Below are 20,743 nucleotides of genomic sequence, written 5' to 3' on the forward strand. Positions count from 1 at the left end.
AAAACACGACAATCGGGCGAAAGAATGATTTATTTGGTAAGGGATTGTGTAAGACATGGCTAGAAATTTTTGAACTTTTAACATATAATAGAGAAGATTGAAAATAGAGAGGAGTGTTGATGTGGCATATCAAGCATTGTATCGTGAGTGGCGACCACAAACTTTCGATGATTTAGTTGGTCAAAGCATTATCACACAAACGTTAAAACATGCCATTATGCAACAAAAAGTATCACATGCTTATCTCTTTACTGGTCCCAGAGGAACAGGGAAAACCAGTGCCGCTAAAATTTTTGCAAAAGCTATAAACTGTGAACATTCGACTAATGGTGAACCTTGCAATGAGTGTGATAATTGTAAAGGAATTACAGAAGGTAGAATTAACGATGTATTAGAAATAGATGCTGCAAGTAATAATGGTGTCGAAGAAATTCGTGATATACGAGATAAAGTAAAGTATGCACCAACACAAGTACCATATAAAGTGTATATTATTGATGAGGTACATATGTTATCAACAGGAGCGTTTAACGCCTTATTAAAAACACTTGAAGAACCACCCGAACATGTTATTTTTATTTTAGCAACAACCGAACCGCATAAAATACCAGCTACAATTATTTCAAGGACGCAACGATTTGATTTTAAACGGATTAATACACGAGATATCGAGCAACGCTTAGCTTATATTTTGCAAGAAAAAAATATTTCGTTTGATGGTCAAGTGTTGAAAATTGTCGCTCGCTCTGCAGAAGGTGGCATGCGAGATGCGTTAAGTATTTTAGATCAGTTGATTTCATTTAGTGATGGAACATTGAGTGTGGCAGATGCTTTAGAAGTAACAGGTAGCTTAACAAGTCAAATGATGGATGATTATTTTTTCGCTTGTTTTCACTCTGATACTCAGAAGTCATTAGAGTTAGTTGATAGTATGCTAAATGAAGGCAAAGAAAGTAACCGGATTGTTGAAAATTTGTTGATTCATTGCCGAGATATCTTAATGTATCAACAAGCACCACGAGTAGTGGAAAGTCAACTACCCTCTATTAGTGAATCATTTAAGTCGTTGAGTGAAGCGATTGATAGTCGTGTGTTATATCAATGGATTGAAGAGTTAAATGAGATGCAAAAAAATATGAAGTTTACGTCACAACCATCCATTTATTTAGAAGTATTAACAATCAAATTATCAGAAATAATGGCAGTAAGACCAAAAAAACAGGTAGATAATGCGTCTACTGAATCAGTTAAACCGACTGATATAAAAGGAGAAAATTATCAAGAGCTTGTTCAAAAAATTCAACAATTAGAGAAAAAATTGGAGACATTACAAGAAAATCGAAGTCTTCAACAAGAAAAAAAAGTCAAAAGTAGTTCATCTAAAGCGAAACAGCCTCTTTATAAAGTACCAACTGAAAGAATCTTCCAAGTGTTAGAAAATGCAACAAAAGAGCATTTGGTAAATGTCAGAGACGTTTGGGTTGATTTACTTCAGTTATTATCTGTTACACAGCGAGCTATGTTAAAAGCATGTGAACCGGTAGCAGCGAGTGAAACAGGATTAGTCATAGCGTTTGATTATGATATTTTGTGTCAAAAGGCAAGTAATGATGAAGAACTTCAGCAAGCAGTGTATAATAGTTTAAATCGATTGATTGGGTATACACCTAGTTTGATTAGTATTCCAAAAGATAGTTGGCAAGAATTAAGACAACAGTTTATCTCGCAAACTGATAGAACACATGACTCTGATGAAAATAAGGTAGAGCAAGTTGAAGAAGATGTGTTAATCAGTGAAGCAAAAAAAATGTTTGGAGAACAAAATATTCAAATAATAGAAGATTAAAAATAGAAATGGAGACGATAATTATGATGCGTGGAATGGGAAATATGCAAGGAATGATGAAACAGGTTCAAAAAATGCAAAAAGAGATGGCAGCGGCTAAAGAAACATTAGATGCACAAGTCTTTGAAGCTGAAGCAGGAAATGGCTTAGTAAAAATTACGATGACTGGCGAAAAGAAAGTGACAAGTATTGAGATTAATCCAGATGTGTTAGATCCAGAAGATCCTGACATGGTGCAAGATTTAGTAATTGATGCAACGAATAAAGTGATTCAAAAAATTGATGCTGAAACAGAACGAGTAATGGGCAAATACGCACAAGCCATCCCAGGATTGTAATAAGTAAGGAAAAACAGGAGGGTGACTTCCTGTTTTTTGACAGAAAAAGGAGGGTTTAGCATGCAGTATCCAACCCCTATTGCAAAATTAATTGACAGTTATATGAAATTGCCAGGTATCGGTGCCAAAACGGCGACTCGTTTAGCGTTTTATACGCTTAACATGAGAGAAGATGATGTGACAGATTTTGCCAAATCATTAATAAGTGTGAAACGCGATTTACATTTTTGTGAGATATGTGGAAATATCACAGAAGAAAAATCATGTGATATTTGTCGTAATCCAAATCGTGATCAATCAACGATTTTAGTAGTAGAAGAAACGAAAGATGTTATGTCTTTAGAGAAGATGAGAGAGTATAAGGGGCTATATCATGTGTTACATGGTGTCCTTTCTCCTATGGATGGAACAGGACCAGATGATTTAAACATTGCTAGCTTAATTAAAAGATTACACAACAATGAAGTAAAAGAAGTCATTATTGCAACGAATGCCACAACTGATGGTGAAGCAACAGCTATGTATTTGTCTCGGTTAATTAAGCCTTCAGGAATAAAAGTGACACGCTTGGCACATGGATTATCTGTTGGTAGTGATATAGAGTATGCAGATGAGATTACATTGTTAAAAGCAGTTGAAGGACGAACGGAATTGTAATGGAGGGTAATGAATAAATGTCACGAAATGGAGTATTTATTACGATAGAAGGCCCAGATGGTGCTGGAAAATCAACAGTTATAGAAAAATTAATAAAAAAAATGTCACATGAGTTAAATGTTGACATAGTGACAACAAGAGAACCAGGAGGTATCCCAATTTCTGAAAAAATCCGTGAGGTCATTTTAAATCCAACTCATACAATGATGGATGAGCGAACAGAAGCTTTATTATATGCAGCAGCTAGAAGACAACATTTAGTTGAAAAAATTTTACCAGCTTTAGAAACAAATCATTTGGTTGTTTGTGATCGATTTATCGATAGTTCTATCGCTTATCAAGGTGCAGCAAGAGGCATCGGAGTTGAAGAGGTTCGTCAGATTAATGAGTTCGCTATTGAAGGAAACTACCCTGATTTAACACTTTATCTAGATGTTGAAGCATCAGTCGGTTTAAGTCGTATCAATAAGGGACGTAGTGAAGCTGAGTTGGACCGTTTAGATAAAGAATCATTGGATTTTCACGAACAAGTTCGATTAGCCTATTTAACATTACTAGAATTAGAACCAAATAGAATAAAAAAAATTGATGCAAGTCAATCAATAGAAAACGTTGTAGATACTTGTTATAATTTAATTAAAGAAACTTTTCCAAGTATGTTTATTAAATCAAGTAAAGGGTGATAACAATGAAATTATTATTGGCAATTATTCAAGACAAAGATAGCTCACGTTTACAAAACCATTTTAATAAAGAAAATATACGTGCAACAAAATTATCTACAACAGGGGGCTTTTTAAAATCAGGAAACACCACATTTATTGTTGGGATTGAAGATGAACGTGTTGAAGAGGTTCTATCGATCATTAAATCAGTTTGTCATTCAAGAGAGCAATATATAACACCTCCTATTTCTTTAGATATCGCTATGGATGCTCATTCCACTCATCCTATTGAAATACAAGTTGGGGGAGCAACTGTATTTGTTCTACCGGTAGAAGGGTTTTATCATTTTTAATGAGTGCCATAAAAGAAAAAATATTAATGACACAACCTATACTATATCAAAAATTTAGTCAGGTTTTTAGAGATAAAAAAATGAGCCATGCCTATATTATCCAAGGTAGTGATGTTAAAGAAGAAAAAGATTTCGCTTTGTTTCTTTGTCAGGGATTATTTTGTGAGTCTCTTGACAATAATGGTATACCTTGTGGAAAGTGTCGTTCTTGTTTACGTATTGAGCAAGATGAGCACGCAGATATTGCCAAAATAAAGCCAGATGGACAAACAATCAAAGTAGATCAAATTAGACAAATAAAATCATTTTTTACAAGTAGTGGAGTAGAATCAAGAAGGAAAGTCTTATTGGTTTTGGAATCCGAAAAAATGACTGTGCAATCTGCTAATAGTTTATTAAAGTTTATTGAAGAACCAGATGGAGAAGTGTATATTTTTTTCTTGACAAATAATGCTATGTCACTATTACCAACTATTCAATCAAGATGTCAATTAATTCTTTTAAAACAACTTGCAAAAGATCATTTAAAACAAGAAATATTAACATTGAATCAACCACTAGCTCATGTTGATTTGTTAGTTGAATTGACTAATTCAATACAAGAAGCAATTGAATTGGCAAATGATGAGTGGTTTAATAGTACAAGGGATTTATTGGCTAAGTGGTTGGATTATTTTGAAAAAAATGATGCAAGAGCCTTTCTTTTCGTTCAACAATATTTGATAAAGCAAGCACAAGATAAAATGCAGCAACGACAATTATTAGATATGCTAGTTGCGATGATGAAGATAAAGATGCGTAAACAAATAAATACACAGTTTTCTAATAGTATCGACTATGTTAGAATGATTATGAATGCTACACAAGCAAAACAAAAACTAGCATCAAATGTTAGTTTTCAAAATACATGTGAACAACTAGCTTTGAGAATTATGACATCTCATTAGGAGGAATACACTGTGATAGAAGTAGTTGGTGTAAGATTTAAATCATCTGGACGTATTTATTACTATTTACCTCAAAAAGGTGAACAGTATTCATATAAGCAAAAAGTTGTGGTTGAGTCACAAAAAGTAAAAAATGTGGCAGAAGTTGCTATACCTAATAAACAAGTTGCCAAAAAAGATTTACCCGACGAGTTAAATACGATAATTCAACTAGCTGATGAGACACAATTGGAACAAGTTCAAAAAAATAAAATAGATGCATTAAATGCTTTTGATGTAGCGAAGAAAAAAATACGTGAACATCAGTTAGAGATGAAATTAGTTGATGTTGAGTACACACTAGATAGAAGTAAAATGATGTTTAGTTTTACAGCTGATGGACGTATTGATTTTCGCGAGTTGGTACGAGATTTAGCCTCGATTTTTAAAACACGAATTGAATTAAAACAAATTGGTGTTCGGGATGAAGCAAAAAAATTAGGTGGTATTGGTCCATGTGGTAGACCTTTGTGTTGTAGCACGTTTTTAGGTGATTTTGTTCCTGTTTCTATCAAAATGGCAAAAGACCAAAATTTATCATTAAATCCAACTAAAATTTCTGGATTATGTGGTCGATTGATGTGTTGTTTGAATTACGAAAATGATGAATATGAAAGACTTCGTAAAATGATGCCAGATTTTGGTGAGAAAGTTCAAACACCAGATGGTATGGGAAAAGTAATTGGATTAAATCTTTTAAATGAAGTGATTAAGGTAAAATTAGTTTCAAGGGAAACACCAGTTGAATATCAATATGATGAGTTGATAAAAAATGATTAAAGGAAGAATAGCATGGATAAAATGAAATTATATGATGAATTAGTCAATGTTGAACGTCAATTAGAAACCATGTTATTTCAAGTCAAAGAGATGAAACCGATTGTTGATAGTTTAGTAGAAGAAAATTTAAACTTAAAATTAGAAAATCAGCATCTCCATGATAAATTGGATAAATTAGAAAAACAAGAAGTAGTAGACGACGGAAGACAGGAATTATCAAAATCAAGATTAAATTTAGAAAAACTATATGAGCAAGGGTTCCATGTTTGTAAAGATTTTTATGGTTCGAGACGTGAAAATCAAGAAGAATGTGTCTTTTGTTCTAGTATGATTTATGGTAAATAAGCTGGATGGGAGTTTCTCCCACCAGCTTTTTTAAGGAGGGAAAAGATGAATTGTCAAAAAAGTTTTGCCATACAAGATGATAAAGGAAAACTCTATCTAGTTCCGACTCCAATTGGTAATTTAGAGGATATGACGTTTCGTGCTGTAAGGCTGTTGCAGGAAGTATCTTTCATTGCAAGTGAAGATACAAGAAATACTCAAAAATTACTAAATCATTTTGATATAAAAACAAAACAAACTAGTCTACATGAGCATAACTCACATGATAAAATTCCAACATTAATCAAGTTATTGCAAGAAGGACAAGATATCGCACAAGTAAGTGATGCAGGAATGCCTTCTATTAGTGATCCAGGACATGATTTGGTTGTGGCTTGTATTAAAGAAGGCATATCAGTTGTATCTATACCAGGAGCGACAGCAGGGATGACCGCTCTTATTGCTAGTGGGCTATCTCCACAGCCGTTCTATTTTCATGGTTTTTTACCACGAAAAAAGAAAGAACAAGCGGCTGAATTAACAAGATTAAAAGGAATTAATGCAACTATTATTTTTTATGAATCACCTTATAGAGTGGAAAAAACACTTGAAACAATGAAACAGGTTTTTTCAGAAGAAACACAAGTTGTTCTTTGTCGAGAACTAACTAAATTACATGAAGAATATATCAGAGGAACTATTCAAGAAGTTATTGATTACCTATCGAATCATCCCGTAAAAGGTGAGTGTTGCTTGCTGATAGAAAATATTGTTGAAGAAGAAACGATGTCTTATGATCATGACATGCCTATTACCGAACATGTTAATCTAGTCTCTGAACAAGAAAACATGACAGTAAAGGAAGCAATTAAAGAGGTTTCTAAAATAAGAGGATTAAAAAAACAAGAGGTGTACAAAGAGTATCATCAATGATATAGGTTTATAAAGAATTAAGATGAAAAGACATACCCCAAAAAATCTTGCATAATAATGACTGTATGATATAATTTCATTATATATGTACAATTTCTATAATTACCTTTTTTGCTTACTTATAGAACGTTGTGACAATTAGATAGGGAAATATAGTGAGGTGAAAGTTGGTTGTTTAATAAATGGCTAAGAAGACAAAACGATAATCCAGAAAAAGATTATGAAGAAGATTATGAGTCAGAAAATTTGCCACAAACAACAGAAGAGTTGTTTTATGACAGTGAAGACGATGATGATTATTACTATTATTATTACTATGAAGACGATAATGAGGGTGTTGAACCTAGTATTCCTGTTTTAGAAAATAGTAATTCAGATAATGTAGATGATTTATATAGTGAGTCTAATCAGTTTTACACTAATTCTGCTTTTGAAGAAGAAAATCTTTCAGTACCAACAGAAGTTGTAGAAAGTGAAAATACTAGTACGTCAGATAATGATACTAGTATATCTAATCAGGTTGATTTTGTTGCGTTAGAGAATGAAAATGAACAATTAAAGGCTCAAATAGATCAACTATTACTTGAAAAAGAAAAGCATGAACAAGAACTGGAAGAAGCTGAAAAAGTAAAAGAATACAATGACTTGTTAGGAAGCCAAATTGTTGAATTAGAGACAAAATTGAGTGAACAGCAACAATTGGAAAGTCATTTATCTGATTATAATAAAATAAAAGAAGAAAATAATGATTTAGTCGATGAAAAAACACAATTAACGATAGAATTAGATAATTTAAAAGAGCAATTCTTAACATTACAGTCTGATATGCAAACTAAAGATGATAAAATCACTCAGTTTACAAGTAATATTACATCATTAGATCAGGAATTAGTACAAGCATCACAAGAAATTGAAATTAAAAATACTAAAATTGAGGAATTAACGCTAGCCTTATCTAATAAAGAATCGGCATTAGAGGAAATGACAAAACTTTTAGAAATAAAAGAAGAAGATGTATTAAGATTAGCAAATGAATCAAATGAAAAAGATGATGAAGTTCAAGAATTGAAAAATAAAATTAATACTATGGACGAAACGATTTCATCATTACAAACTGAATTAACAGAAGCTAAGAATCAAGAGGGTTCTTTTGTAAATCAAGAAGTTGTGGAAAACTTAGAAAAAGAATTACAGGATAAAGAAAATCAAATAATCGAACATCAAAAACAAATTAATGATTTATCTGAAGAAAATAATCGTTTAATATCAAGTCTAAAAGAGGTTGAAGAAGAGTTAAATAAAACAACGGTTGAATTGCTAGAATTAAAAGATATTCAGCGAGCATTAACTGAATTGCAAGATGAACTCCAACAATCAAAAGAATTAGAAAATATTCTGACTAATCAATATGAAGAAGAGAAAACATTGGCTAAAGAAGCTAATGAAAAACGTGAGAAAATGGAACAGGAGTTAACAACAATGACCGAAAATCTTGAAAATCAATTAAGCAAAACTGAAAAATTAGAGAAAGAGTTAGCTGAATTACGTGAAAATCAACGTATTATTGATGAGCTTGAGCAAGAAATTAATGGTATGAGAACACAACAAGAACGTTTAACAGCTAGTTTAACTGACTTGAGTGGTGAGCGAAGTCGCGCACAAGAACTTGAAGAAGAAGTACAAAAATTACGCTCTGAGTCTTCACCAGAAATTGAAGTGTTACAAGAAGAATTAAGACAAACAAAAGAACAATTAAGACGTGCTAGATCACAACAACAAATTGGTATGAATCAATCTGATATAGCTCAAGTTATGATAGAGGCTCAATCAAAAGCAAGAGAAATTGTTGAAACAGCTAATCAAGAAGCAAAACGTAGAATAGTTGATGCTGAGTCTGAATTAAGTACCATTAGTCAAGAGGCTCGTAATTATTATCGTAAGTTAGAATCAATTAAATATGAATCTGAAAGTGTCTTTTCAGAATTATTAAGAAAATTAGAAAAAATTGGAGACATTGACCGTATTTAATAGGGAGAGGGGAATATAATGAGGAAAGAAAAGAAAAATTTGTCTAAAAAATTTATTGCCAATACTGTTATAGGTGTTAGTATGTCTGTTATGTCAGTTTGTTTGCCTATCTTAGAGGTCGTAGCTATTGCAGAATCGGATAAAACATCCTCATCCCCTAAGCCTTTATATAGTCTAAATGTTAATGATAATATTCTAAAGAGTAATGTAAAAGAAAATAGCAGTTCTGAAGATACTATAGAAGAGTCATCTGGTTCAACAGCTGACTCTTCTTCGGGTACTTCATCTGAAGAATCTTCTAGTTCAAGTAGCACACAGGAAAGTAGTAGTAATTCATCAACAAATAGCTCAACAAAACCGACAAAACCATCAACCAATGAAACAAATTCTTCTAGTTCATCAAGTTCGACAACAGACGTTTCTTCTAGTAAAAACGAGGATAGTGGTACTAGACCAAATACAAATTCTAATACGTCAACGTCTAAACCAAGCTCGTCAAACAGCTCAACTTCTAGTAATGACTCATCTTCCAATGCAAGTAATGTAAAAAATGAAAAGTCACTTATTAGTTATTCACGAAACCAAACAACTGCAGAGTTTATAGAAGAAATAGGTGAAGAAGCAAGAGAAATTGGGCAAAAAAATAATCTTTATGCGTCTATTATGATAGCACAAGCAATACTCGAAAGTGGTTCTGGCAATAGTAGTTTATCTAGAACTCCAAATCATAATTTATTTGGTATTAAAGGCTCTTATAAAAGTGAGTCTGTTGAGATGGCTACACTAGAAGAAAATAGTGACGGTGGTTTATATACTATTAATGCTAAATTTAGAAAATACCCAAGTTATAAAGAATCATTGGAAGATTATGCTATGCTAATGTCTGGTGGAATATCTGGTCGTTCGACTTTTTATCAAGGAGCTTGGAAATCTAATACATCTAACTATCAAGAAGCAACAAAATATTTAACTGGAAGGTATGCAACTGATTCGAGATATCATGAAAAATTAAATGGATTAATTGAGACATATGATTTAACACAATATGATTCAAAAAAAGCTGAAAAAGAGACTGTTGATAAAACAAAAGAAACAGAAAATTTTATTAAGGAGATTGCTCCTAAAATTGAAGATGTAGCAGATAAAAATGATTTATATGCTTCCGTTTTAATTGCTGAAGCAATTATTAAAAGTAATTCAGGAAACAATGAATTGATGGAAAAACATAATATTTATCAAGTGCCTGGTAATTCTAATAATCAGACTGTTAAAGTTGAAACATTAAAAACAGATATTGAAACAAAAAAGACAACACTTGATTCAAAAGCATATAAAGTGTATTCAGATAACGATGAGGCCATTGATGATTATGTTGCAGAGCTGAAGAAAGATACAACGATTTATCAAGAAATGACGCGCTCTAAAAAAGACACACCCAGAAAAGTAACAGCTTACCTAACAGCACAAAATAAAGAAGATAGACGTTATCATAAACGTTTAAATGGTTTAATTGATACATATAATTTAAAACAATATGATAAAGTAGCTAAAAATAGTGATAAAAAAGAAGAAAAATCAACTAAGCCTGTTGATGTTGTCAATGAATTAGGTATCAATATGGTCAATCAGTTAGCAGAAAGTTTTGCCCCAACAAAATTATCATCACTAACAACAAAAAAATAATCACTTATATATGACTTTAATATGGTAAGTCGTTTCTACCTGATACCGAAAATATCAGTCTATGAGTAAATAAAAGGATAAAAACCCTTATTTACTTATGTAAAAAGGGTTTTTTATCTTATATATTATTGGAGGAGAAAAATTGGAATTATTAAAACAAGCAATTATTGAACAAGGCAGAGTTTTGGATGAAAATATTTTGAAAGTTGATAGCTTTTTAACTCATCAAATTGATCCAAATTTAATGAATGAAATTGGTCAACATGTGGCACAAACTTACAAAGATAAGGGTGTAACAAAAATTGTAACTATTGAGTCATCAGGTATCGCTCCTGCAGTATTTATTGGATTACATATGGGACTTCCGGTTGTGTTTGCTAGAAAACAAAAAAGTTTAACAATGAATAGTGAGCTTTTAACATCTGAAGTGTACTCATTTACCAAACAGGTGACAAATACCATTGCCATTTCTAATAAATATCTTGAAGAAGGTGACAATGTATTAGTTGTTGATGACTTTTTAGCTAATGGACAGGCAGCATTAGGATTAATTGAGTTATGTAAACAAGCTGGAGCTACTATTGAAGCTGTATCGATTGTCATTGAAAAATCTTTTCAAGATGGCAGACAGTTATTAGAAGAGCAAGGCTACACTGTAGATTCATTAGCTCGTGTTATTTCTCTAAAAAATAATGAAATAGAGTTTATTGATTAATCATTGATTAATTGGGATACTGTATAATTTGGTATAGGTAAAAAAAGTTATCTTTAAGCCAATAATTAGAGTGTTAATAAAATAGGAAGAGCAAGTGATGGATGACAATCTATCCTTGCTTTTTTTCATGTTTTAACCTTTACACATACCCAATAGATTGATACTATTAAAGTGTTTTAAAAGAAAAGGCGAAGGTAGTGAAAGATTTGTCGGAAAGAATTTTACCTGGTAGCACAATAGGTATAATTGGCGGAGGAATTGTATCCTATCAATTAGTATTGTCTGCTAAAAAAATGGGGTATAAAGTAGCTGTTTTATCAGAGTCTCAAAATTGTATAGCAGGAAAAACAGCCGACATACATTTTGTTTGTAATATAAACGATGAAGTTAGTTTATTGAAATTAGCTGAAGTATCTGATGTCGTAACGGTTATTACAGAGACATTAGATAAAAATACTTATAAATATTTAGCAGAAAAAACTTTTTTTTCTCAAAATATGTATGCTCATTCTATTGTTAAAAACCGTTATTTACAAAAACAATTTTTAGATAGTCATTCAATTAATATAACACCATATGAATCGGCTGTTGTCGTCTCTGATGTTTATGATGCAGCAGAAAGGATAGGTTACCCTTGCATTGTTAAACAAGAAAATCGTCAATTGTATGGTTGGGATAATAATTTGATTATTCATAGTGCTTTTGAAATTAATCAAACCGTACCTTTGATTCAACAGGGACTCTGTGTTGTGGAATCTTATATTGAAAAGCAAAGTGAATGGGAAATTACGCTATGCCTAAATGACGAGGGATATTACACTATATTTCCTCCTGTTAGAATAGAAGCGACAAACATTGGTGAATTACCTTATATTGAATCGTTTGAAGAATGGGAAGATTTAAAGAAGGATACAGTAAACCAAATGGAATTAATTACTAAAGTAATTGCTTCTGAATTAGGTGTATCTGGCACGGTTAAAGTGTCTTATTTTTTAACGAATGAAGATAATCTATATGTTAATAACATTTATACATTTCCAAGAGAACATGATATTTTAACGATTCATTCATGTAGCTTGTCTGTATTTGATTTACATATAAAAAGTATTTGTAATTTTTCTCTGCCTGTTGTGAGGCAATTAGCGCCAACCTATTTATTACCGTTATACAAGGGAAAAAAAGAAGCGTTATATGATTTAATGGAAAAGAAAAATAAATGGCAATTTTTTCTTAATGATGGTTTTAGACATACTCAACAAGAAGGTTTTGCTCAAGTTTTTCCAATTAATAAGCAAGAAAGTTTACAAGAAATAAAATATGCAGGATTGATAAGTGATTCTGTTGAGATTCAGGATGGTCAGAGTGAAAAAAGGTAAAACGCAGAAATTAGTTTATGATTATGTAAAAAAGCAAATTGAAACTGATACGTGGTTGAATGGGTATCATATTATTGAGCAAGATTTAGCTAATGACTTAAAAGTTAGTCGAACGCCGATTCGATCGGCAATTGATCAATTAATTGATGAAAACTATTTAAAAAAAGAAGCCAATCGTGGTGTCATAGTAAAAAAAGAAAGAATAAGCAATAAAGAATTTACGGAACGAACCCAATTGATTGAGCTTCTTTGTTCCCATTATCTGTTTCAGTTACAAATTAAAGAATATTTAATCGATGATCAGTCATTTTTATTTATAGAAGAATTAAATAAACCATCATCAGATAAAGAATATTATTATGATTTATTTTGGCAACAATTTTTATCACCCTTAAATAATGAGCTAATGAAATCGACTATTTTAACACAGATAACTTCTATAAAATTAGTCGAATTTCCCAATGTTTCCATTAATTTTTTGTATGATGAAACACATAAATTAAGTAAAACATTATCAAGGTTATTATTAGAAAAAAATTATGAAGTAGCTAGAAAAGAAATTCGTGTTTATATTAATCGTTTGAATTTAGAGCTAATCGATCAACAAATATAAGGAGGTTGTATTATGAAAAAAATTCAAATTGGAACGTCATCAATCGAGGCGTCCCAACTTGCACTAGGATGTATGAGAATGGCAGGTTTATCAACCGAAAAAGCAAAAGAAGTGGTAACAGCATCAATGGAAGTTGGAATAAACTTTTTTGATCATGCAGATATTTACGGTGATGGAGAGTCTGAGCGTCTTTTTGGTGAAGTCATCAGGGGCTTAAATGTATCAAGAGACCAACTTTATCTTCAATCAAAATGCGGTATTAGAAAAGGGTACTATGATTTTTCAAAAGAGCATATTATCTCATCAGTTGAAGGAAGTTTGCAACGTTTACAGACAGATTACCTTGACGTATTAGCACTACATCGGCCAGATGCGTTGATGGAACCTGATGAGATTTCTGAAGCTTTTTATAAATTAAAAAAATCGGGTAAAGTCCGTTTCTTTGGAGTGAGCAACTTTGCACCAAGCACGGTAGAATTGTTACAACAATCATTATCGGATAAATTGATAGTTAATCAATTACAATTTGGTTTACAACATGCTGGGATGGTGTCAACCAATATGAATGTTAATATGGAGAATGAAACAGGCATTAATCGTGATGGCTCAGTATTAGATTATATGAGACTAAAACAACTAACTGTACAAGCTTGGTCTCCTTATCAGTTTGGTTATTTTGATGGCGTCTTTATAAACCATCCTGATTTTAAAGAATTAAACGACTGCCTACAGAGCATTGCTAATCGTTATCAAGTGACCCCAACCGTGATTGCCACTTCATGGATTAATCGACACCCAGCTAATATTCAAACAATCGTTGGTAGTATGAATCCAGAAAGAATTAAGGAAATATCACAATCAACTAGTGTTGAATTAACACGTCAAGAATGGTATGAATTATATCAAGCATCAGGATTTAAATTATTATAGAAGATAAAGGGGAAAGATATGGCTATCGAAATCAATCAATTAGTAAAAAAATATGGTTCTCTTGAAGTATTATCTGTTGATCACTTGGTATTTGAAAGTGGAAAAACTTATGGTGTAATAGGTCCAAACGGAGCTGGAAAAACTACCTTATTTAAGTGTATGACCAATATTATTACAGATTATCAGGGAGACGTTAAAATCAATGAGATATCCGTAAGAGAAGATAATAGTGTCTTAGCTAATTTAGGTATCGTATTAGATGGTGTATCTGTCTATAAAGAAAGAACAGGTTGGTTTAATATCGAATATTTTTCTGGATTGCGCGGTGAGTACAATTTAAACAAAGCTGAGGCATTAGCTAGAGAATTAAATCTTTCAGAATATCTTGGAAATAAAGTAAAAACTTACTCTTATGGAATGGTTAAAAAGCTTATTTTATTGATAGCATTATTACATGATCCCAATATTTTAATTTTAGATGAGCCGTTTAGAGGATTAGATAGTGAAACAGTGGATTGGTTTAAACTTTATTTAAAAAAGATGACCTCACAAGGTATGACATTAATTATTTCATCACACGTCAAAAGTGACATTGAAATGTTATGTGAGGAAGTCATCATTATTAGAAAAGGACATCCAGTTCGACAAATGTCATTATCGGATATAGAAGATACCAAAATACGAGATATAGATACCTCTAATCAAGAAGCATTTTTGATTATATTGGAAAGTTTAAATTATTATTCAAAGGTACTTCCTAATGACTATATACGAGTAGACATTAAAGATGAACGATGGTCAGAAGTAACACAGCTATTAAATGATCAAAATATTAATATTTATGAAATGAAAAAAGTCACAGTATTAGATGATCATTTGAATGGGGGAAGTAATTAGTATGACAGGTACACAAATTTTTAAAATGGAATTATTTAAATATATTCGAGATAAAAATTATATTATTTCGACAGGTATTTTAGCTATCATTAACATTTTTGTAACGATTTATTTTACTTATATTATTGATAATTACACACAATATAGTGGTCTAGAAGATAACTATTTCTTTGGTTTTATGGTTGTGTTTTTAGTATTAACAATTTTTGCCAATATGATTTTTATGTTCCTTTACCCATTTCATTTAGTGTCAATGGATTATAAAAATAATGTGATGAGCATGTTAGTATCATCTGGTGTTAATCGCACACAGTTGTTTTTTGCTAAAATAGGCGCTATCTTTTTGTGGACTATTTTATTAACATTAGTGTTAGTTTTTATCCCATTTGCGTTAATTTTATTTAAATTATTACAAGTGGTTGATGTCCAATCGCTGATTTCAGGAATCACTCAAGGAATTAATATGGCTGGATTTTCCTTTTTAGGAATGATGGTTTCTAGTTTTATTTCTTATATTAATAGTTTAGTTATCATCGCAACAGCAACAATCATGTTAAAAGGAAATAGTTTAACCTTTTTCTTATTTATAGGATTAGGAATGGTGCAATCTGCTGTAGCTAGTCTGTTGTCATTTATCCCATTAGTATTAAATTTTTCTATGACAGGTGTGTTGATCATGAATAACCTCATTACAGTTTTGATGACATTAATTTTTATTTTGATTTCGCTGCGATTTATGAAGACTCAAAATTTGTAATACTTATTAAAGACGAACAATTATGATGTAAAAAGCAAGAACTTTAATGAAAGTTCTTGCTTTTTTTTTAAATATGGTGTAGATTATCATAGGAATGAGAAACAATATATTATTATTTCTATATAAATATTCGTCTTTTTATTCCTAATATCACGTTTTGACTCTATAGGAGGATGGAAATGAAGATTTTTGATTATGAAGACGTTCAATTAGTACCAAACAAGTGTATTGTTAACAGTCGTTCGGAATGCGACACAACAGTGAGCCTTGGCGGAAGACAATTTAAAATGCCAGTTGTTCCAGCTAATATGCAGACTATTATTGATGAACCAATTGCTGAATATTTAGCTTCAAATGGATATTTCTATATTATGCATCGTTTCAATGAACAAGCGAGAAAACAATTTATTAAAGACATGCATGATAAAGACTTATTTGCCTCAATTAGTGTAGGGGTTAAAGTAGCTGAGTATGATTTTGTCAATGAATTAAAAGAAGAAAAATTAATTCCTGAATATGTGACTATAGATATTGCTCATGGACACTCTGACTCTGTAATAAATATGATTAAACATTTAAAAGAACAATTACCTGATACCTTTGTTATTGCGGGAAATGTGGGAACACCAGAAGCAGTCAGAGAATTAGAAAATGCCGGAGCCGATGCCACAAAAGTTGGGATTGGACCTGGCAAAGTATGTATTACTAAATTAAAAACAGGATTCGGTACTGGTGGTTGGCAACTTTCAGCATTAAGACGATGCAGTAAAGCTGCTAGAAAACCGTTGATAGCAGATGGCGGTATTAGAACACATGGTGATATTGCGAAATCCATTCGCTTTGGAGCAACAATGGTGATGATTGGTTCATTATTTGCTGGACATGAAGAGTCACCAGGTGAGATGAAAGAAGAAGATGGCGTATTGTATAAAGAATATTTCGGAAGTGCTTCTGAATTCCAAAAAGGTGAACATAAAAATGTTGAAGGCAAAAAAATCTGGACACCATTTAAGGGGAAATTAGAAGATACATTAAACGAAATGCAACAAGATTTGCAATCGTCTATTTCTTATGCTGGTGGAAAAGATGTTGAAGCCATTCGCAAAGTAGATTATGTGATTGTTAAGAATTCTATTTTTAACGGTGATATATTCTAAACTATTATTAAATAGAAAAACTACCAAGTATAAATGAATAGCTTGGTAGTTTTTTATTTTATGACAGTAAATAAAACATAATAGTAGCTGTCCTTTTTTTATTGCTGTATCATAAACTCTGAAAGTAAAGAGGAGGAACAATATGGGGATTTTAATAACAAAATTAAAACAAAATAAATCTCTTGTCGGATTGTCTTTATTTATGACTGTAATCATGGTGGCATCGCAATTGTGGCAACCAAAATTATTGCAGAAAATAATGAATTCAATTATGACTGAAGATCAAGGAGAGTTAAAAAAAGTTGGAACAATGTTGATTATTGTTGCACTATTTGGTCTAGTTGCTGGGATACTTAATACGATTTTTTCAGCACGGCTCTCTCAAGAAGTGGCATCTGATATTCGTTCAGATGGATTTAAAAAAGTACAGGAGTTCTCATTTGAAAACATCGAAACGTTTTCTACGAGTAATTTGGTTATTCGTCTAACAAATGATATCACGCAAATTCAAAATGTCGTTATGATGATGTTTCAAAGTATTTTTAGAATTCCTATTATGTTTATAGGAAGTTTCATTTTGGCTATGATGACTCTACCTAAATTATGGTGGGTGATTATTTTACTTGTTGTATTAGTGGTATTGACGGTTATGATTGTGTTTAGCATGATGGGAAAACATTTTGCTAAAATCCAACATTATCTTGAAAAAAGTAACGGGATAGCAAAAGAGAACTTAGCAGGAATGAGAGTGGTTAAGTCTTTTGTACAAGAAAAAAATCAAATTAGCAAGTTTTCAGCCGTATCAGAAAAATTAACCAAACACACCATATCTGTTGGAAATTTATTTTCCATTATGATTCCAAGTTTTATGTTAATTTCAAACTTAGCGATTGTGATGTCGATTTATTTTACAGCGAATATTGCTAAAACAGATATTGAGGCAATTAGTGCCGTGGTATCCTTTATGAATTATTTAATGCAAATCATGATGAGTATCATTATAGGTGGAATGATGTTGATGATGGCAAGTCGTGGGATGGTATCGATTAAACGGCTAAACGATATATTAGAAACAAAACCAACATTGACCTACTTACCTGAAGATGAAACCACTCCAATAAAAAATGGTTCCGTTGTTTTTGATGATGTGAGCTTTACTTATGCAGGAGACGATTCACCTACGTTAAAAAATGTATCGTTTCATGTGGATAATGGCATGTCAGTTGGGATTGTTGGAGCAACAGGTTCTGGAAAATCAACACTCGCACAACTGATTGCCAGAATGTATGATCCAACAAATGGTGTGATTGATGTTGGTGGGGCAAATCTTAAAGATGTTAGTAAAGAAGAATTAAGAAAATCCATCGCAATTGTGTTGCAACGTGCTATTTTATTTTCTGGAACAATAGGAGATAATATTCGTCACGGGGCAAAGAATGCTGATGAAAAAGAGTTATACCGTGCTTCGTCAATCGCTCAAGCGTATGAATTTATTGAACGACAAATGGATGGATTTGATAGTCGCGTGGAAGAACGAGGCTCAAATTTTTCAGGTGGTCAAAAACAACGATTATCCATTTCTCGAGGGGTTATCGGAGATCCTAAAGTTCTGATTTTAGATGACAGCACCAGTGCACTAGATGCTAAAAGTGAAAAACTCGTAAAAGAAGCGTTAGCTAATGAATTAAACGACACGACTGTTTTTATCATTGCTCAAAAGATTTCATCTGTTGTGCAAGCTGATACTATTTTAGTGCTAGATGAAGGAAAACTAGTTGCCAAAGGAACGCATCAAGAGTTATTAAAAACCAGTGATGTGTACCAAGAAATTTATGAGACACAAAAATCAAAGGAGGTCGAGGAAATTGACTAAAGAAAAACCAAGTGTATTGAGTTTCTTTTGGAATTATCTAAAAGTGTATAAAGTGAAATTTTTTATTATTATTGTCGCCATCATTTTCTCGACTTACTTGCAAGTAAAAGCACCACAGTATACTGGTAAAGCAATTGAAGAATTAGCCAAGTATGCTGGAGCGTACCTATCTGTTGGGCATGCTGATAAATCACCTTTTACTAGTGTGATCAAGTTATTGGTTGGATTATATGTATTAAATGCTATTTCCATGTTTATCCAAAACATTTTAATGTCACGAGTAACTGGACAGTCTACAAATAGCATGAGAATTGGCTTATTTAGAAAGCTACAAACGATGACTATTCGTTTTTTTGATACACATCAGCATGGGGATATATTGAGTCGTTTTACGAGTGATTTGGATAATATTTCAAACACAATGAACCAAGCTTTGATTCAAGTATTAACCAATGTATCAATGTTAATTGGTGTGACATTTATGATGTTTCGTGAAAATGCTACAATGTCATGGGTTACACTAGCCATGTCTCCTGTTGCCATTATTTTTGCGATTGTTATTATTAAACAAGCCGAGAAAAAAGTTGGAATTCAACAAGAAAGTATCGGGCGTTTGAATGGCTACATTGACGAAAAAATTTCTGGTCAAAAAGTGATTATCACAAACGGACTAGAAGAAGAAACCATTGAAGGATTTGAAAAAGTTAATAATGAAGTGAAGGAAGCAACCTTTAAAGGTCAAGTTTATTCAGGGTTACTGTTTCCAACGATGCAAGGTATTTCTTTATTAAACACTGCGATTGTTATTTTTGCCGGTGGATGGTTAGTGAATAGTGGGAGTATTGAAAAAGCAGCAGGTTTGGGTTTGATTGTCACATTCATCCAGTATTCACAACAATTTTACATGCCACTAACACAAATATCATCTCAATTTAGTATGCTACAATTAGCTTTTACAGGAGCGAAACGATTGAATCAAGTCTTTGTTCAACCAGATGAACCAGATGATAAAAATTTAGAAAAATTAACAGGATTAGAGAAGAACGTCACACTATCTCATGTTGATTTTTCTTATGAAGAGGATCGACCTATATTAAAAGATATTTCGATTGAAGCCAAAAAAGGGCAAATGGTCGCTTTAGTTGGCCCGACAGGTTCTGGTAAAACAACTGTCATGAATTTATTAAATCGATTTTATGATGTCAATTCAGGTAATATCACGATTGATGGTAGAGATATTAGAGCTGTGACGTTAGATAGTTTACGATCACACATTGGGATTGTATTACAGGATTCTATTCTTTTTTCTGGAACAATTCGTGAAAATATTGTTTTTGGAAAGCCAGATGCGACAGATGAAGAAGTTGTTTCAGCTGCTAAGCAAGCGAATATTCATGATTTCATTGTATCACTTGAAGATGGATATAATACAATTGTTAGTGATGAAAATAGTATTTTCAGTGTTGGTCAGAAGCAATTAATCAGTATTGCTAGAACAATTATTACCAATCCCGATTTATTAATATTAGATGAGGCAACAAGTAATGTTGATACTGTGACAGAAAGTCGTATTCAACAAGCAATGGAAACAATTATTAGTGGTAGAACAAGTTTTGTCATTGCCCATCGATTGAAGACAATCCTTGATGCAGATTTTATTGTGGTGTTAAATCAAGGAGAAATCATTGAATCGGGTACACATGATTCTTTAATAGCTCAAAAAGGATTTTATGCAGAACTATACCAAAATCAATTTGTTTTCGAGTGAAAAACAAAGAGGTTGTCTATGACAATCCTCTTTTTTATTTGATTTCCAGTTCAAATAACAGAGT

The 20,743-nt window shown here is 32.1% G+C and carries 20 protein-coding genes and 1 riboswitch; all 20 genes read left to right on the forward strand.

Going from position 1 to position 20,743, the window contains the following annotated elements; all coding sequences use genetic code 11:
• Positions 1-121: 121 nt before the first annotated feature.
• Positions 122-1,846, forward strand: coding sequence for a DNA polymerase III subunit gamma/tau (gene dnaX, locus G314FT_RS06390; RefSeq protein ID WP_257699573.1), 1,725 nt, complete (start codon positions 122-124; stop codon positions 1,844-1,846).
• A gap of 23 nt (positions 1,847-1,869) precedes the next feature.
• Positions 1,870-2,184, forward strand: coding sequence for a YbaB/EbfC family nucleoid-associated protein (locus G314FT_RS06395; RefSeq protein ID WP_257699574.1), 315 nt, complete (start codon positions 1,870-1,872; stop codon positions 2,182-2,184).
• Positions 2,185-2,244: 60 nt separating this feature from the next.
• Complete coding sequence (recR, locus tag G314FT_RS06400; RefSeq protein WP_257699576.1) at positions 2,245-2,841, forward strand: recombination mediator RecR; 597 nt, start codon at positions 2,245-2,247, stop codon at positions 2,839-2,841.
• Positions 2,842-2,858: 17 nt separating this feature from the next.
• Positions 2,859-3,524 (forward strand): dTMP kinase, encoded by a 666-nt coding sequence (gene tmk / locus G314FT_RS06405; RefSeq protein WP_257699577.1) that lies wholly within the window; start codon positions 2,859-2,861, stop codon positions 3,522-3,524.
• A gap of 5 nt (positions 3,525-3,529) precedes the next feature.
• Entirely contained in the window at positions 3,530-3,859 is a 330-nt protein-coding gene (locus G314FT_RS06410; RefSeq protein WP_117972974.1) for a cyclic-di-AMP receptor, read from the forward strand.
• 26 nt (positions 3,860-3,885) lie between these two features.
• Positions 3,886-4,806 (forward strand): DNA polymerase III subunit delta', encoded by a 921-nt coding sequence (locus G314FT_RS06415; protein ID WP_257699578.1) that lies wholly within the window; start codon positions 3,886-3,888, stop codon positions 4,804-4,806.
• Positions 4,807-4,818: 12 nt separating this feature from the next.
• Positions 4,819-5,625 carry a PSP1 domain-containing protein gene (locus G314FT_RS06420; RefSeq protein WP_257699580.1) on the forward strand — a complete coding sequence of 269 codons (807 nt, stop codon included), beginning with the start codon at positions 4,819-4,821 and terminating at the stop codon, positions 5,623-5,625.
• Positions 5,626-5,637: 12 nt separating this feature from the next.
• The gene (locus G314FT_RS06425) at positions 5,638-5,970 is read left to right on the forward strand and encodes an initiation-control protein YabA (protein WP_257699581.1); all 333 of its coding nucleotides are present in this window, start codon (positions 5,638-5,640) and stop codon (positions 5,968-5,970) included.
• 45 nt (positions 5,971-6,015) lie between these two features.
• Positions 6,016-6,882 (forward strand): 16S rRNA (cytidine(1402)-2'-O)-methyltransferase, encoded by an 867-nt coding sequence (gene rsmI / locus G314FT_RS06430; protein WP_257699582.1) that lies wholly within the window; start codon positions 6,016-6,018, stop codon positions 6,880-6,882.
• Between the two features lie 171 nt (positions 6,883-7,053).
• Positions 7,054-8,910 (forward strand): hypothetical protein, encoded by a 1,857-nt coding sequence (locus tag G314FT_RS06435; RefSeq protein ID WP_257699583.1) that lies wholly within the window; start codon positions 7,054-7,056, stop codon positions 8,908-8,910.
• 18 nt (positions 8,911-8,928) lie between these two features.
• Complete coding sequence (locus G314FT_RS06440) at positions 8,929-10,593, forward strand: glucosaminidase domain-containing protein (protein WP_257699584.1); 1,665 nt, start codon at positions 8,929-8,931, stop codon at positions 10,591-10,593.
• Positions 10,578-10,675: riboswitch (purine riboswitch) on the forward strand. (Overlaps the previous gene by 16 nt.)
• 60 nt (positions 10,676-10,735) lie before the next feature.
• Positions 10,736-11,308 carry a xanthine phosphoribosyltransferase gene (locus tag G314FT_RS06445; protein ID WP_257699586.1) on the forward strand — a complete coding sequence of 191 codons (573 nt, stop codon included), beginning with the start codon at positions 10,736-10,738 and terminating at the stop codon, positions 11,306-11,308.
• 206 nt (positions 11,309-11,514) lie between these two features.
• Complete coding sequence (locus tag G314FT_RS06450; RefSeq protein WP_257699588.1) at positions 11,515-12,684, forward strand: ATP-grasp domain-containing protein; 1,170 nt, start codon at positions 11,515-11,517, stop codon at positions 12,682-12,684.
• Positions 12,671-13,297 carry a GntR family transcriptional regulator gene (locus tag G314FT_RS06455; RefSeq protein WP_257699589.1) on the forward strand — a complete coding sequence of 209 codons (627 nt, stop codon included), beginning with the start codon at positions 12,671-12,673 and terminating at the stop codon, positions 13,295-13,297. The genes G314FT_RS06450 and G314FT_RS06455 overlap by 14 nt, the downstream gene beginning before the upstream one ends.
• 12 nt (positions 13,298-13,309) lie before the next feature.
• A complete protein-coding gene (locus G314FT_RS06460; RefSeq protein ID WP_257699591.1) occupies positions 13,310-14,227 on the forward strand; it encodes an aldo/keto reductase in 918 nt (305 codons plus the stop codon).
• Between the two features lie 18 nt (positions 14,228-14,245).
• Complete coding sequence (locus tag G314FT_RS06465; protein WP_257699593.1) at positions 14,246-15,124, forward strand: ABC transporter ATP-binding protein; 879 nt, start codon at positions 14,246-14,248, stop codon at positions 15,122-15,124.
• A 1-nt stretch (position 15,125) separates the two neighbouring features.
• Complete coding sequence (locus tag G314FT_RS06470; protein ID WP_257699595.1) at positions 15,126-15,881, forward strand: ABC transporter permease; 756 nt, start codon at positions 15,126-15,128, stop codon at positions 15,879-15,881.
• A gap of 179 nt (positions 15,882-16,060) precedes the next feature.
• Positions 16,061-17,038: a GMP reductase gene (gene guaC, locus G314FT_RS06475; RefSeq protein WP_257699597.1), complete on the forward strand. Its 978-nt coding sequence runs from the start codon at positions 16,061-16,063 to the stop codon at positions 17,036-17,038.
• A 142-nt stretch (positions 17,039-17,180) separates the two neighbouring features.
• Positions 17,181-18,911 carry an ABC transporter ATP-binding protein gene (locus tag G314FT_RS06480; RefSeq protein ID WP_257699600.1) on the forward strand — a complete coding sequence of 577 codons (1,731 nt, stop codon included), beginning with the start codon at positions 17,181-17,183 and terminating at the stop codon, positions 18,909-18,911.
• Positions 18,904-20,679, forward strand: a complete 1,776-nt coding sequence (locus G314FT_RS06485) for an ABC transporter ATP-binding protein (protein ID WP_279348151.1) — start codon at positions 18,904-18,906, stop codon at positions 20,677-20,679. Before G314FT_RS06480 ends, G314FT_RS06485 begins: the two co-directional genes overlap by 8 nt.
• The last annotated feature ends 64 nt before the right edge of the window (positions 20,680-20,743 follow it).

The sequence above is a fragment of the Vagococcus luciliae genome, assembly GCF_024637875.1.
GTDB lineage: Bacteria > Bacillota > Bacilli > Lactobacillales > Vagococcaceae > Vagococcus > Vagococcus luciliae.

Bases quoted from the DNA above. Each gene is read 5' to 3' on its own strand.
- G314FT_RS06410 (WP_117972974.1), top strand. From the start codon at position 3,530: ATGAAATTATTATTGGCAATTATTCAAGACAAAGATAGCTCACGTTTA.
- tmk (WP_257699577.1), top strand. From the start codon at position 2,859: ATGTCACGAAATGGAGTATTTATTACGATAGAAGGCCCAGATGGTGCT.
- G314FT_RS06460 (WP_257699591.1), top strand. From the start codon at position 13,310: ATGAAAAAAATTCAAATTGGAACGTCATCAATCGAGGCGTCCCAACTT.
- G314FT_RS06395 (WP_257699574.1), top strand. From the start codon at position 1,870: ATGATGCGTGGAATGGGAAATATGCAAGGAATGATGAAACAGGTTCAA.
- recR (WP_257699576.1), top strand. From the start codon at position 2,245: ATGCAGTATCCAACCCCTATTGCAAAATTAATTGACAGTTATATGAAA.
- rsmI (WP_257699582.1), top strand. From the start codon at position 6,016: ATGAATTGTCAAAAAAGTTTTGCCATACAAGATGATAAAGGAAAACTC.
- G314FT_RS06415 (WP_257699578.1), top strand. From the start codon at position 3,886: ATGACACAACCTATACTATATCAAAAATTTAGTCAGGTTTTTAGAGAT.
- G314FT_RS06440 (WP_257699584.1), top strand. From the start codon at position 8,929: ATGAGGAAAGAAAAGAAAAATTTGTCTAAAAAATTTATTGCCAATACT.
- G314FT_RS06425 (WP_257699581.1), top strand. From the start codon at position 5,638: ATGGATAAAATGAAATTATATGATGAATTAGTCAATGTTGAACGTCAA.
- G314FT_RS06465 (WP_257699593.1), top strand. From the start codon at position 14,246: ATGGCTATCGAAATCAATCAATTAGTAAAAAAATATGGTTCTCTTGAA.
- guaC (WP_257699597.1), top strand. From the start codon at position 16,061: ATGAAGATTTTTGATTATGAAGACGTTCAATTAGTACCAAACAAGTGT.
- G314FT_RS06470 (WP_257699595.1), top strand. From the start codon at position 15,126: ATGACAGGTACACAAATTTTTAAAATGGAATTATTTAAATATATTCGA.
- G314FT_RS06480 (WP_257699600.1), top strand. From the start codon at position 17,181: ATGGGGATTTTAATAACAAAATTAAAACAAAATAAATCTCTTGTCGGA.